The following is a 12,785-nucleotide window of genomic DNA, read 5'->3' as shown; positions in this document are numbered from 1 at the left end:
TAAGTGTCCGTGAAAACGGGGTAGAACCCGACCGTGGAATGAGCATGGAAGACCTGACGGACCGGCAGTTGCTGGAACTCCATTGCACGGTCATGGAGACGCTGCGGGAACGAGGCGTTGTGCGCACTTCTAACAACCCCGTGGCGGACTATACAGAGACGCTGGTGGCCCGCGCCCTCAACGCCACTCTGGCTGTGGGCTCCCAGGCTGGTTTTGATGCAGTTGGACAAGACGGCACGCGCTACCAAATCAAGGGACGACGGCTTACCGCAGCCAACAAAAGCACGCAGTTGAGCGCACTGCGGAACTTGGCGTCCAACCCTTTCGATCAACTTGCTGCCGTCGTCTACAACAGCACTCTGAATATTGAGTACGCCGCCCTCATTCCGCTGGACGTGGTGGTGCATTTTGGTCGTTACCGTGCCCACACAAATGCACACATTATGAATTTTCGACGCAGCCTATTGAACGAAGACGGCGTTATCGACATCACGAAGCTCATCGCTCAAACGGCGGCCGAGGAATAGAAATGACCACCATCTACCCCTTAGATCACGAAGCCAACGTCAATAGGACTTCGCACAGATCATGAAACACAGATTCACAAAGATCATCGAAAACAAGGCCCGATCGAAACAGCCGGAACTGCGCGACTACAGGCCTGTCAACACCATCCATATCACGTACAAAGACAGCAACACCCCGACGCCAGCGTATTTTGTCTTCGTATGTTTCCTAAACGCCGCAACGATGAGCGACGCCGCAGCAGAAGCAAGCGAACTCAACTTATCTGTACTCCAAGTATTGCTGCCCGTGTTCGATGCGATGTATCAAGACACCACCTACCGCCCGGCAGCCATGGTCAACGCCATCTTGTACAACATGGAAACGGGGATGGATCTGTATGAGGACTCAATTGAATTTGAGACCATCCCGAGCGATGCGCGCCGCACTGGCTTCATGGGCGCTTGCTATGGCAGAGAGTACATTCACATCATCTACAAATTGTTGCATACAGAAATCGAACGAATTCCCTCAACAGTCGTGGTAAGTGAGCTTCAAGGGCTGAGTTAGACCCGTATCTACAACCAAACCTAACGACTTCGTGGGCGGGCGCCACTCAGCCAGCGGATATGATGACGGTCAGCTGACCCCCAAAAAGGGTATTTCCCGACAGATACCGACTCCACAAATGAGCATTAAGCTTCGCAAGTACTGACACTCTTTACTCAAATCTCAAACCGAAAATCACCCTACAAGTTTTGGCACCAGCGCTCACCAGTTGTGCATCCCGTCTCGTTGTGCATGGGGAGACAATGGTAGTCTCTCAGATCGAGGCAAGTGAACGCCTCGATAGCTTGTTACAAACTCAGGAGATGTCGCATGAAACGGAAGGTTCTAGGATGCTCCGCAGCACTTCTTGTATCCACCTGTGCTTTGGCGCAAGTGCCGAACGCTGACACGCAGGAAGGCAAGGAGATGCAGATTCAGGTTCACAGCTATATGAGTGAACACCCCTCGGTCTCGATAGATGACGCAATCACGCGCCTAGCGGTTCAAGGTGAGGTGATGTCGGATATTGAAGCGTTGCGTATCGAGTTCGCAGATCGTCTAACGGAACTGTCGATCAAAGACGCGCCAGATCAACACATCCTGGTGCAACTCAAAGGGCCCGATCCAGTCGCGGGTCGAACGATCACCACCGAGAGCGGGACGACCCGTGTGGTGTTCGAGGTTGGTCACAAGTACACCCAAGACGAGTTTTACGCGCTGCTTGCTCAGCACAGACCTCTTCTTCATAGCGCCATACCAGGCATCACCGGGACGACTGGATTCCCAGGCGAAGACCGGGTGCTGATCGACATAAAAGGAGACAGCGGCCAAGCAGAAGAGTTGAAGGATACAATCAAGAAGCTTGAAAGAGTCACCGGTCTCAAGATTGAAGTCCGGCCCAACATGCCGAAGTCAGTCAATGCGGAGTATGTTGTTGGCGGCGCCCCCCTCCAATCCAATAATAGCTACTGCACCTCAGGATTTCCGGTTATTCATAAGGCCACCGGACGAAGGGGTATCACCACCGCGGCGCATTGCCCCGACAATCTGATTTACGGAAACTACGCAACCGGCGCAGGGAAGTACACCGTGCCGCTGACATTCGTGGACCAGATCAATGATGCGAGCCACGACGTTCAGTGGCATACGGTGGGGTCACACACACCGCTCAGGGAGGTGTATGCCACCTCCACTTCGGATTACAGTAGGCGCCGCATCATGTACATGTGGACCAACGCTACTCAAGGCCAGAGCATGTGCTTCAGAGGCGTCACCAGCCAATACACCTGCGGAACTGTCGTGAGCATCAAGCACAATCCCGAGCTCGCATGCGGTCCAACCGGAAACCTTCCCTGCGCGAACGCGTGGATACGCATCGAAGGATCGTCGTTGGCGTGCGGATATGGAGATAGCGGTGCCGCTATCTTCTTCGGAGACAATGGATACGGCATTGTCGCTAAGGCAAGCCTGCAAGGGGGAAGCTGCAAGGGAGTCTCCGCAATGCCTTGGGGCGCAGTCAGCGCATTAGGGCTGGAGGCGGGCGGTTAGTCTCTCCGACGAAATGTCCGGCTGAGGACGCAGAGCCAGCATGCTCGGCCGGACGCCAACGGGCAGATCCTGAACACATGGGATTGCTGTGGGCTCTATGGTCCTGCTGACGGCCTACACCCGTGACGCTGCCGCTGCCGACAGGCGCTACAAGGACCAACGGCTGTGGGTCACTGGGGTGGTTGCCGAAGAACCCGCCTTGTACCGCCGCTCACCTTCCCTGGCCTTTGAGGGCACAGGGATCCACGACCGGCCAGTGCCGGTGCTGGATCCGGCACGCAAGGCCGAACTGGCCGGTTTGCGCAGTGGGCAGTCTGTGACGCTCGATTGCCAGGGCAATGGGCACGTCTCCGGCACGCCGATGCTCAAAAGTTGCACGCTGGTTCAGCCAGCTCCCTGACCACTGCCGCTTGGGTTGTGGGTTGGGCACAGACCATAGACTTTGTGGTGGTTCTGACCCACCCCCAATTCCCGGTGCATTTCAAAGTAGAAAATCCGGCGTTCCAGGGCACCCTGGAGTTCGCATGGGACCCGTGTTTCAGGGCGAATTCCTCCGGGGTTTTCCATCCTAGTGCACTGCGGGGACGTTCCTCGTTATAGAAGCGCCGCCACCCTTCGATCTTGCTCCGTGCGTCGGCCAGTGACAAGAACCAATGCTCATTCAGGCACTCCTGCCGAAGGCGACCGTTGAAGCTTTCTACAAGCGCGTTGTCTGTCGGCGTGCCGCGTCGGGAAAAATCCAGCTCCCCCCTGTTTTCATAAGCCCAACAATCCATGACCTTCCCGGCGAACTCGCTGCCGTTGTCCACCTTGATTGCGCCCGGCGATCCTCGCTGAGCTGCCAACCTTTTCATTGCCTCCGCCACATGCTTCCCGCGTAGCGACTGGTCCACGACGATAGCAAGACACTCATGCGTGCCGACCCAGGTGCGTCGCTGGGCAGGCCTCAGAGCTTTTCTGTGACCACCTCCTGCAACATGGCTTTGTCCAGGCTGAGATCAGCAACCAATTGCTTGAGCTTTCGGTTTTCCTCTTCCAGCAGCCTTAAACGTTTCAATTCCGAAAGGCCAAGCCCACCATACTTCTTTCGCCATACGTAGAAAGAGGCCTCGGCAATACCCATTTTCCTGCAGCTCTCGCCTACTGCCGTTCCCAGCTCCGCCCGCTTCTGCACGTAGGCAATCTGCTCCTCGGTGAAACGCGACTTCTTCATGCCTGAATCCTCGTTTGTCACGAGGCCCAATGCTGCCGACGTCTCTACTTTAGCCTGCACCAGTTTTCTGGGGGTGGATCATGTCCGGATCCGCTTGTTGTACTCCGTGTGGGGAGTCAGAGGACTACTTGCGCAGGCCGACCACGCGACGCCAACCAGTACTGCCCCCAACAACAACTGCTGCTGCCAGTTACGCATGGAACATCCCTTTGTCCAAATGCGTCGGCAATCACCAGACGTCCGGCAAGCCACCGACGTGTGCTGGCGTCATGTTCCGGCCGGAAAACAGCCGCGCCGTCCCTTGCGCCCCGTGTACCACCGAGGGCACAAGCCCGCTCGCGACAGCATCATATGATGTTCACCCAAAGTAAATATCTCTGGCAGGCTGGATGGGGTCCACGCTCGCAGCGTACCTACGCCGCTTCTACCCGGTTGGCGCACACCCGCCCGGCCACGAAATCCTGCAGGTTCCCCAGCGTGATCGCCGAGATCTCCTGCAGCGCCTCCACGGTGAAGAAGCCCTGGTGGCCGGTCACCAGCACATTCGGGAAGGTCATCAGGCGCTGGAAGGCCTCGTCGTCGATGATCTCGCCAGACAGGTCCTGGAAGAACAGCGCGCTTTCCTGCTCGTACACGTCGATGGCCAGATGACCCAGCCGGCGTGACTTCAGCGCGCGGATCACCGCATGGGTATCGACCAGCCCGCCACGCGAGGTGTTGACCAGCATCGCGCCCGGCTTCATCCGCGCCAGTGATGCATCATTGATCAGGTGATGGGTCTCAGGCGTCAGCGGGCAATGCAGCGACACGATGTCGGCACGCGCCAGCAGTTCATCCAGCCCGACCATTTCGCCGATACCGCCGAACGCGGGTGACGGATAAGGATCGTGCCCCAGCACGGTGCAGCCCATGCCGTTGAAGATGCGCGCGGTGGCCAGCCCGATCTTGCCGGTGCCGACGATGCCGACCGTGCGCCCATGCAAAGTGCGCCCGAGCAGGCCATCCAGCATGAAGTTGCCCTCGCGCACGCGGTTGTAGGCGCGATGGGTCTGCCGGTTGAGGGTCATCACCAGCGCCAACGCATGCTCGGCCACCGCCTCCGGGGAATAGGCCGGTACGCGTGCGACGAACAGATCCAGCGCTTTCGCGGCTGCCAGGTCCACATTGTTGAAGCCGGCGCAGCGCAGCAGTACGGCGCGCACGCCCAACGCATGCAGGGCGTGCAGCACCGGCGCATCCAGGCGGTCGTTGACGAACACGCATACGGCTGCGCAATCCTGCGCCAGCGCGGCCGTGTGCACGTCCAGCGCCACATCGAAGTACACGAACGCAAAGCCGTCCCCAGCCGCATCGCGCTGGTTCGCCTCATCAAGGAAACGACGGTCGTAGGGACGGGCACTGAAGACGGCGATCTGCATGGACGGGCCTGGGTGGAATGGCAGACCGACCATACCGCAGCAGCACCCGCGTTGGGATGGCACCGGCGATGCCGTCATCGCCGGTGCCGGGTGCCACTTAGAACTTGTAGCCCAGGCCCAGCATCACGCCGTTCTGGATCTGCCCGTCGCGGCGCTCACCCACGTAATCGGCCATGATCGACAGCCGCTCGCTGGCACGGCTGGTCACACCCAGGTTCCAGGCCAGCACCTGCTCGCCCACCGCCTGGCTGCTGGCGCCGAACACCAGATCCGGTGCCGCGGCGAAGCCGGTGCTGTAGCGGGCCTGCGAATCGCCCAGTTCCTTCTGCCAGACCACCCGCGCGCGCGGGGTGATGCGCTCGCCGTTGTTGCCTTCGAAGGTCTTGAACAGCTGCAGGCCCGCACCCACGCGGATGCTCTCCAGGCTGCCGCTGCGGCCAACCAGCGCACCGGCGCCCTGCCCTTCGTTGAAGCGGGTGGCCGAGGTGCGCGCGTAGTCCACCACCGGCAGCAACGGCTGGATCACCAGGCCCTTGCCGGTGGTGAAGGAGAACGCATGTTCCACCCGTGCGGAGATCGCATCGTTGCTGTACTTGGCGCGCAGCGGCTGCTGCAGGCCATCGATGCCGTTGATGCTGCGACGCGTATCGTGGCGCAGATCGGTGTAGCGCACGGCCGCCGACAGATAGCCGCGCGCGTACGTCGCGTCGAGGTAGCCGCCCACGTCCAGCGCACGCACGTCACCAGTGAAACCAGAGCCATCGCTGGCCTTGGTCGACATGTCCGCCGCGGCCACGCTGACGCCCAGGGTCACGCGGTCATCGGCCACGCGGGTATCGGCACCGACCACGATGCCACCGATGGTGTGGCTCAGGCCGGCCACGCCACCGTCGGCATCGATGCGACCATGGCTGGCGAAACCACGTGCCCAGATGCCGTGGCTGCGTCCAGCATCACCGCTGCCCGCAACGCTGCCCGACGCCGGCTCGACCAGGTGCATCGCCAGCTGGTTGAACAGGCTGCCATGGCGCATGCCCGGCTGGGAGGAGACCGACTGCGCCACCTGCGAGGCCAGGCCATCGGCATCACCGCCGCTGCGCATGGCCGACTGGTGCTGCTGCACGACGTTGCCGATACTGCCCACCAGCGCGGTGTCGGCCAGTCGCAGGCTGGCGTGCGCATCACCGCGCAGGGCACCGGCCTGTTGTGCGATCACATCGCGGTCGGCGAACTGCAGTGCGCCCAGCAGCGATCTCAGTCCCTTGTCCTGGCGATCGGAGGCGGTCGCCAGCGCGCGGCCCAGGCCGTCGCCGGACGTGCCATTGGCAAACAGGCCCAGCTGGTCGAAGCCCGGGTTGGCGGTCAGCCACAGGCCATCGGCCGTCTGCTTCACGTTGAAGCTGAGCAGTGAATTGTGGCGCGGGCGGAACACTTCACCGGCAGTGATGCTGGCACTGTATCCGGCGTCCCCCAGCCGCACGACATCCTGGAAGCCCCCCTGGTAGATCGGCCCTTCCACCAGATCGCGGCGGTAGGCACCGGCATAGAAGCCCTGGGCCACATTCAACGCAAGGTGTGCGCCCTGCGCGATCACCAGCGCGCCCTCCTCGGCGCCGCCGTCGTAGAAGCTGTCGACGCGCAGGCGGCCACTGCCGGTACCACCGGTTTCGGTAACATCGAACAGCACCTGCCCGCCGGGCATGATGTTGACGTAGCCGTGGGTCACCAGATCCCCACCGCGCGGCATCAGCGTGCCGAACACGCGCAGGCGGTTGAAGCCATCTTCGCGGTAGGACGGGCCGGTGCCATCCAGCAGCGCATCGCTGTCGGTGCCGACCGATGCGATATCACCGTGGCCAACCACGATGCTGCCCGGCATCACCCGCAGCTCGGGGGTGCGCAGCGCACCACCCTCCAGTGCGATGGTGCCGTTGTCCACCAGAATGAAATCGGCGCCGGTGGTTTCAGCGGTGCGCCAGGTGGCGCCATTGCTGACACGGATCACGCCGGCGGAGTTGGCCAGGGTCGAGGCATCCAGATCGGCCAGCCGCAGCTGGCCGCGCAGTTCATCCTGGAGGTCGGGGTCGGCGAGCAGCTGCTGCAACGACTGCGCGCCGATACCGTTCGCCCCCCGCGTGGAGAAGTTGTACAGACTCACCGCATAGTTGATGTAGGTGCTGGCCCAGTCGGTATTCCAGCGCGCGAAATCGTCGTCGACGAAGGCCTGCAGCTGGCGCGCGGTGCGCAGGTAGCCCGGGTTGATGTCGCCGCTGACGTTGCTGGTGACACGAAGGGTGTCACCCGGATCGCGATAGCCCGCCGTGTTGATGATGCTGTTGCTGCGGATGTCCTGGCCCGGGAATGACTCCAGCTTGCTCCCACTGCCATCCGGATCGAAGGTAACCGACGTACCCGTGGTACGCGCCGGGTCGCGGAATACCAGCAGGCCATTGGGCTGCACCACTTCATACATGGCCTTGTGCAACAGGCCCGCATCCATGCCACCGCCGTAGTTGCCTGTGTAGATCTGGGTCATGCGCGGCGACGGCGCATAGGTGATCCTGCCACCACTGCTGGCGGCATGGATCTGCACCGAGTCGACCAGCGGCAGATCGCCGCCGAGGTAACGGTTGACGCCACCGGACTGCATGATCGAGCAGGACGAAATGCAGTGGCCGGACACGATGGTGTCCAGGCCCTGGGTACGGATCACCGCCTGCAGCCACTCGCCGGCAATCAGCGCGCCACCGTTGGACGTTCGCAGCACGACTTCGCGGATCGGACGGCCTTCAGCCTGCGCCTTGGCCAGCAGTGCGGGCAGCGCCACCACATCGGCGACGGTGACGCCGCCGCTGAGGAAGACGCGATCGTCCTGCACGTGATAACTCATTGCCATGACGTCATCAGCTGCCGCGATGGCGCCAACGCCCATCAGCCCGGCCAGGGCCAGGCTCAACTTCGAATACTTCATGCGTTCTCTCTCTCCACCCGCAACACGCGGGTAGAACGATCAACGCCGCAGCGGGGCGATCTCCCCCAGTGGAACGGATCCTGAAAAATGAATACATTCACAATGAGAATCCGATCGATGCACACTCTTCCCCATCCGGTCATCGTCGCGTAAAACTCGATGACGCATTCGCCACCGACAGTCGAGGCCAGCCCTGTCCACCCCGTCTCCCCTGATCCATCGCGCGCCGGAGCCGCCCGCACCTGCGGATGCCTTCATCGCGTTCGTACGCGAAGAGCGCGCACCGCTGTGCGCGTTCCTGCGCACGCGGGGGGTCGGGCCTGAGGATGCGGAGGATATCGCGCAGGACTGCATGGAGCGGCTGATCCGCTATCGCGCACAGGGCCCGGACGAACTGCGCCTGCTGCTGTATCGTATCGCCCGCAACCGCCTGGCAGACCGCGGACGCTCGCCGCAGTCGCGGCCGCATCTGCCGCTGGCCGAACACGATGGCAGCGACGAACCGTCCAGTTCCTCGCCCGATCCATTGCGCCAGGCCGAGTCAGGGCAGATGCTGTCCCTGCTGCGGCAGGCCCTGTTCAAGCTGCCCGAACGCGCACGCGAGGTCTATCTGCTCAACCGCATCACCGGCATGAGCTACACCCAGATCGCGCGGCATTGTGGAATTACTGCCAAGACCGTGGAAAAACATATCGCCCGGGCCCTGCAGGGCCTGCGTCAGGAGTTGGGATCGGATCCGCTGCACAACGACAGGGACGGCCAATGAGTGGCACCCCGCACAGGGATGATGCACAGCTGTTTGAACGCGCCAGCGCCTGGGTAGCCCGCCTGGAAGCCCCGGACTGCACATCGGCCGAACGCGAAACGTTCGAGGACTGGCTGGCCGAAGATCCGGCCCACGTCAAAGCCTGGGTGCAGGCCGAAACCCTGTTCCAGCAGGGTGCGGAGCTTGCGGCTGACCCCTGGCTGCGCACCGCCGCGGCACGGGCGGCGCGTCCGCCGCGCCGGCGCTGGTTGCCGGGCGTGGCCGCTGCCGCCGGTGTCTGCATGGCGATCGGCATCGGCTGGATGGTTGCCGTCGACGGCAACCCGACGCCACAGGTCTACGCCAATGATTCGCACCAGGCACAGCAGCAGACGCTGGCCGATGGCAGCGTCGCCATGCTGGATGCCGGCACCACCCTCCGCGCCCGCTTCGGCTGGCGTCATCGTGATCTGGTGCTGGAGCGGGGTCGGCTGCAACTGCAGGTCGCTCCGTCGAACAAGGCGCTGCAGCTGCACGCCGGCGACAGTACGATCCGCGACATCGGCACGACCTTCCAGGTGGAACGCCTGCGCGACGGCCTGGTCGAGGTCGCGCTGCTGGAAGGTGCCGTGGAAGTCAGCAACGGCGCAGCGCAGCACACGCTGGCACCCGGCCAACAGCTGCAGGTATGCCCTCCGGCCGTATCCAGCCGGGCCCTGCCCTCTCGTCCAACGCAGCCGCTGAAGGCTGGCTGCGTGGGCAACTGGTGTTCGATGCCACGCCACTGTCGATCGTGGTCGAGCGCATGAACCGTTATGGCCGCACGCCACTGGTGATCGTCGATCCGGAGATCACCGACCTGGCTGTAAGCGGCACCTTCCGCGCCGGTGATGCACAGGAGCTGCTGTCGGCGCTGGAACTGGGTTGGTCCGTGGCTGGCCAGACGCGTCCGGATGGCGCGCTGGAACTGCGCCGCACCTACTGAGGAGACCGGCAGTGAAGGCAGGTCCGGGTGCGCTGCAGTGGGGGCTGCTCCGCGCCCTGCTATGCCTTGCACTGGGTGTTGCCGCACTACCGATGGCCGATGCCGGCGAGCCCGCCGGCACGCTGGAGATCGACGTGGGCGCCGGCCCACTGGTGCCGGCACTGCAGCAATGGGCCCGGCAGAGTGGCACCGCCCTGCTGTTCGACGCACGTGAACTGGATGATCTGCGCACCGGCGGCAGCCATGACCAACGCGATACCGGGGCCTCCCTGAAGCAGCTGGTCGCCGGCCTGCCGGTGAACATCCTGCGCACTTCATCCGGTGCCTTTGTCGTGCGGCGCGTCCATCCCGAGCCCCCTGCCACGCCGCCGAAAGCGGTCGCAGCCCCGCGCCTGCCGCGCCCGGCTCCCAAGTCCGCCGACACGCCACACCAGGTGGAACTGGCGCCCATCCATGTCACCGGCAGCCGGCTGCCGCGCTCTTCGGTGCAGACCACACTGCCGGTCACCACCATCGATCGCGACGATATCCTGCGCAGCGGCTACGGCAATCTGTTCGACCTGCTGCGGCACCTGCCCGGCATGAACGGCCATCCGGCCATGAGCACCTCGCGCGGCGGCGATTCGCAGTACCTGCCGGTGGGCGCAGCGGCCACCACCAGCCTCGACGGCATGGGCCCGCGGGCGACGCTGTTCCTGGTCAACGGCCGGCGCCTGCCGCGCTATCCGATGGTGTCGCTGGAACAGGGCGGGCTCACCGACCTCGGCGGCATTCCGCTGAGCTTCGTCGACCGCATCGAACTGGTACGCGGTGGTGCCTCGGCCATCTATGGCGCCGACGCCATGTCCGGCGTGGTCAACATCATCCTGCGTGACCAGGCCGATGGGCCCGAAGCCATGCTGCAGACCGGCCTGAGCAGCCGCGGCGATGCGGGCCAGTACCGCCTGCAGGCCGCCACGGGCGGCGCGCGTGGCAACGGGGACCGCTGGTTTGCCGGACTCGATCTGCACCGTGTCGAACATGTCGCCGGTGACCAGCGTGACTGGCACGCGGAAACCTCGCTGTATCCGATCGGCGCGATCTTCGGCAACTGGTACGTGCCCGCCCGGCGCTGCGAGCCGCCCCTGAAGCGGCGCGAGGATGGCTGCTGGTTTGACAGCGCGCGGCCGCGGTCGCTGCAGCCCGCCTCGGATACCGCGTCGGCCTTCCTGCACTACCGGCATGAACGTGGTGAGGGACGCTATGCCTATGTCGAGGCGCGGGCCAGTCACAACCGCCAGCGCTTCGATCTGGGCCCGACCGCCGTTGCGGTGGTCTCGCGCGGAATCACCTTCAACAGTGTGCTGCGTGAGGCCGGCAACGTGCGCCCCAGCGTCCGCGCCACCGATGCCGACCTTACCTTCGGCATCGGCCGCGACCAGGGCCGGCGCAGCTGGGAGGCGGGCATCAGCGCGCAGCGCAGCGACGTGACCTTGTCCACTGCAGGCACCGTGCGCACGACACGCCTGCTTGAAGCAACGCAGGCGCGCAGGTTCACTCCCGGTTTCGACGCGCCGCCGGCGGCCGAGGCGGACACGCTGTTTCCGTCCATCCGCAACCGCGGCAGCACCGCACAATGGCAGGGCTGGTGGGGCGTGCAGCGTGAGCTGATGGCAATGCCCGGCGGCAATGCGCAGCTGGCCACCGGCATCGACCTGCGCCATGAACGCTGGACCTCGCGTCCGGACGCACTGCTGAGCCAGGGCGACCTTGCGCTGGGCCTGCCACAGCAGCGACGCCGCCTGTCGCGACAAAGCAGTGGCGTCTACGCCGAGCTGGGCCTGCCGCTGGCCCCCACGCTGCGCGCGGACCTGGCTGCACGCTGGGACCGCGACGGCGGCTTCATGGCGTTCTCGCCTCGTGCCGGGCTGCGCTGGAGCCCCACGCCGCACTGGTCGTTCCTGCTGGCCAGCGGGCGCGGCTATCGTGCACCGAGCCTGTTCGAGCAACGGCGGCCTCCCGGCTACTTCGGCTCGATCACGCTTCCGGTGTCCAGTGCCCTTCCGGAATGTGCGATCGCCACGCGTGGTGGCGGCTGCAGCGTCACGGCCAACGTGGTTGAGAACGATGCACTGAAGGCCGAGCGATCACGCAGCCATTCGCTGGCAGCCACGTGGACGCCCAACGACACATTCTCGCTGTCGCTGACCCACAACATCGTGGAACTGCGCAACGAGATCCTCGCCCTGCAGCCGAGCGATGCGGTGTGGAACCGCAGCACGTGGGAACTGGATGAAGACGGCCACCTGGGCAGCCTGCGCCTGTCGTTCGACAACATCGGCCGCACCACCTCCCGCAACTGGGTGCTGCGTGGCGAGTACCGCATCGACAGCGGCAGCAACGGCCAATGGTTGTTTTCGCTCGATGCGCTGAAGCAGCAGGAACTGCTTCGCCGCCGTGACCATGAGGCCGCCGTGGACCTGCGTGGCCATGTGACACCCGAGCTGGCTGCGGTGTTGAACGTGCAATGGCAGAACAGCAACTGGGACATCGCGCTGCGCGGCAACCAGATCGGGCGCACGCGTGCCTGGCTGCCAGGGGCGGAGTGCCCGCAGAAGCAGGTCGACCGGAACCACTGCATGAACCCACGGCAGCTGCGCTGGAACCTGCACCTCGCACGCCGACTGGGGCCGCGCATCGTTGCAGCGCTGGACGTGCACAACGTGCTGGACACGCAACCGGTGAACTATCTGGTCGGCAACGGCGGGCAGATGCCCGGGCTGGACGATCCGCTCGGCCGCTACTACCTGCTTACCCTGCAGTTCCGCTGAAGCGTAGTAATCTACGCGCCCTGTTCCACCGCGGTCCCCTTC

The 12,785-nt window shown here is 63.8% G+C and carries 8 protein-coding genes and 2 pseudogenes; 7 read left to right on the top strand and 3 right to left on the bottom strand.

Going from position 1 to position 12,785, the window contains the following annotated elements; genetic code table 11:
- Positions 1-44 precede the first annotated feature (44 nt).
- The 4 genes from ACZK5G_RS06295 (at position 45) to ACZK5G_RS06280 (ending at position 3,001) form a co-directional block, all read left to right on the top strand.
- Positions 45-527, top strand: a complete 483-nt coding sequence (locus ACZK5G_RS06295) for a hypothetical protein (protein WP_478465694.1) — start codon at positions 45-47, stop codon at positions 525-527.
- 61 nt (positions 528-588) lie between these two features.
- Positions 589-1,074: a hypothetical protein gene (locus ACZK5G_RS06290; protein WP_478465692.1), complete on the top strand. Its 486-nt coding sequence runs from the start codon at positions 589-591 to the stop codon at positions 1,072-1,074.
- A gap of 309 nt (positions 1,075-1,383) precedes the next feature.
- Entirely contained in the window at positions 1,384-2,601 is a 1,218-nt protein-coding gene (locus tag ACZK5G_RS06285; protein WP_065427824.1) for a chymotrypsin family serine protease, read from the top strand.
- 97 nt (positions 2,602-2,698) lie between these two features.
- Complete coding sequence (locus ACZK5G_RS06280; protein WP_478465690.1) at positions 2,699-3,001, top strand: OB-fold protein; 303 nt, start codon at positions 2,699-2,701, stop codon at positions 2,999-3,001.
- A gap of 133 nt (positions 3,002-3,134) precedes the next feature.
- Here ACZK5G_RS06280 and ACZK5G_RS06275 read toward each other — a convergent pair.
- From ACZK5G_RS06275 to ACZK5G_RS06265, 3 genes and pseudogenes are all read right to left on the bottom strand, one after another.
- Positions 3,135-3,814 (bottom strand): annotated as a pseudogene (locus ACZK5G_RS06275) (integrase core domain-containing protein); the annotation flags it as partial.
- Between the two features lie 413 nt (positions 3,815-4,227).
- Positions 4,228-5,232: a 2-hydroxyacid dehydrogenase gene (locus ACZK5G_RS06270; RefSeq protein WP_478465689.1), complete on the bottom strand. Its 1,005-nt coding sequence runs from the start codon at positions 5,230-5,232 to the stop codon at positions 4,228-4,230.
- A gap of 97 nt (positions 5,233-5,329) precedes the next feature.
- Complete coding sequence (locus ACZK5G_RS06265) at positions 5,330-8,203, bottom strand: autotransporter domain-containing protein (RefSeq protein ID WP_478465688.1); 2,874 nt, start codon at positions 8,201-8,203, stop codon at positions 5,330-5,332.
- A gap of 286 nt (positions 8,204-8,489) precedes the next feature.
- Between ACZK5G_RS06265 and ACZK5G_RS06260 the strand changes: the two genes are divergently transcribed.
- From ACZK5G_RS06260 to ACZK5G_RS06250, 3 genes and pseudogenes are all read left to right on the top strand, one after another.
- A complete protein-coding gene (locus ACZK5G_RS06260) occupies positions 8,490-8,969 on the top strand; it encodes an RNA polymerase sigma factor (RefSeq protein WP_229301228.1) in 480 nt (159 codons plus the stop codon).
- Positions 8,966-9,933: pseudogene (locus ACZK5G_RS06255) on the top strand (FecR family protein). Before ACZK5G_RS06260 ends, ACZK5G_RS06255 begins: the two are co-directional and overlap by 4 nt.
- 11 nt (positions 9,934-9,944) lie before the next feature.
- Positions 9,945-12,743: a TonB-dependent receptor plug domain-containing protein gene (locus ACZK5G_RS06250; RefSeq protein ID WP_478465686.1), complete on the top strand. Its 2,799-nt coding sequence runs from the start codon at positions 9,945-9,947 to the stop codon at positions 12,741-12,743.
- The last annotated feature ends 42 nt before the right edge of the window (positions 12,744-12,785 follow it).

This window comes from Stenotrophomonas sp. 62841_Sma (assembly GCF_056482945.1).
This window is presented reverse-complemented; position numbering and strand designations above follow the sequence as displayed.

Bases quoted from the DNA above. Each gene is read 5' to 3' on its own strand.
- ACZK5G_RS06270 (WP_478465689.1), bottom strand. From the start codon at position 5,232: ATGCAGATCGCCGTCTTCAGTGCCCGTCCCTACGACCGTCGTTTCCTT.
- ACZK5G_RS06280 (WP_478465690.1), top strand. From the start codon at position 2,699: ATGGTCCTGCTGACGGCCTACACCCGTGACGCTGCCGCTGCCGACAGG.
- ACZK5G_RS06295 (WP_478465694.1), top strand. From the start codon at position 45: ATGGAAGACCTGACGGACCGGCAGTTGCTGGAACTCCATTGCACGGTC.
- ACZK5G_RS06285 (WP_065427824.1), top strand. From the start codon at position 1,384: ATGAAACGGAAGGTTCTAGGATGCTCCGCAGCACTTCTTGTATCCACC.
- ACZK5G_RS06265 (WP_478465688.1), bottom strand. From the start codon at position 8,203: ATGAAGTATTCGAAGTTGAGCCTGGCCCTGGCCGGGCTGATGGGCGTT.
- ACZK5G_RS06290 (WP_478465692.1), top strand. From the start codon at position 589: ATGAAACACAGATTCACAAAGATCATCGAAAACAAGGCCCGATCGAAA.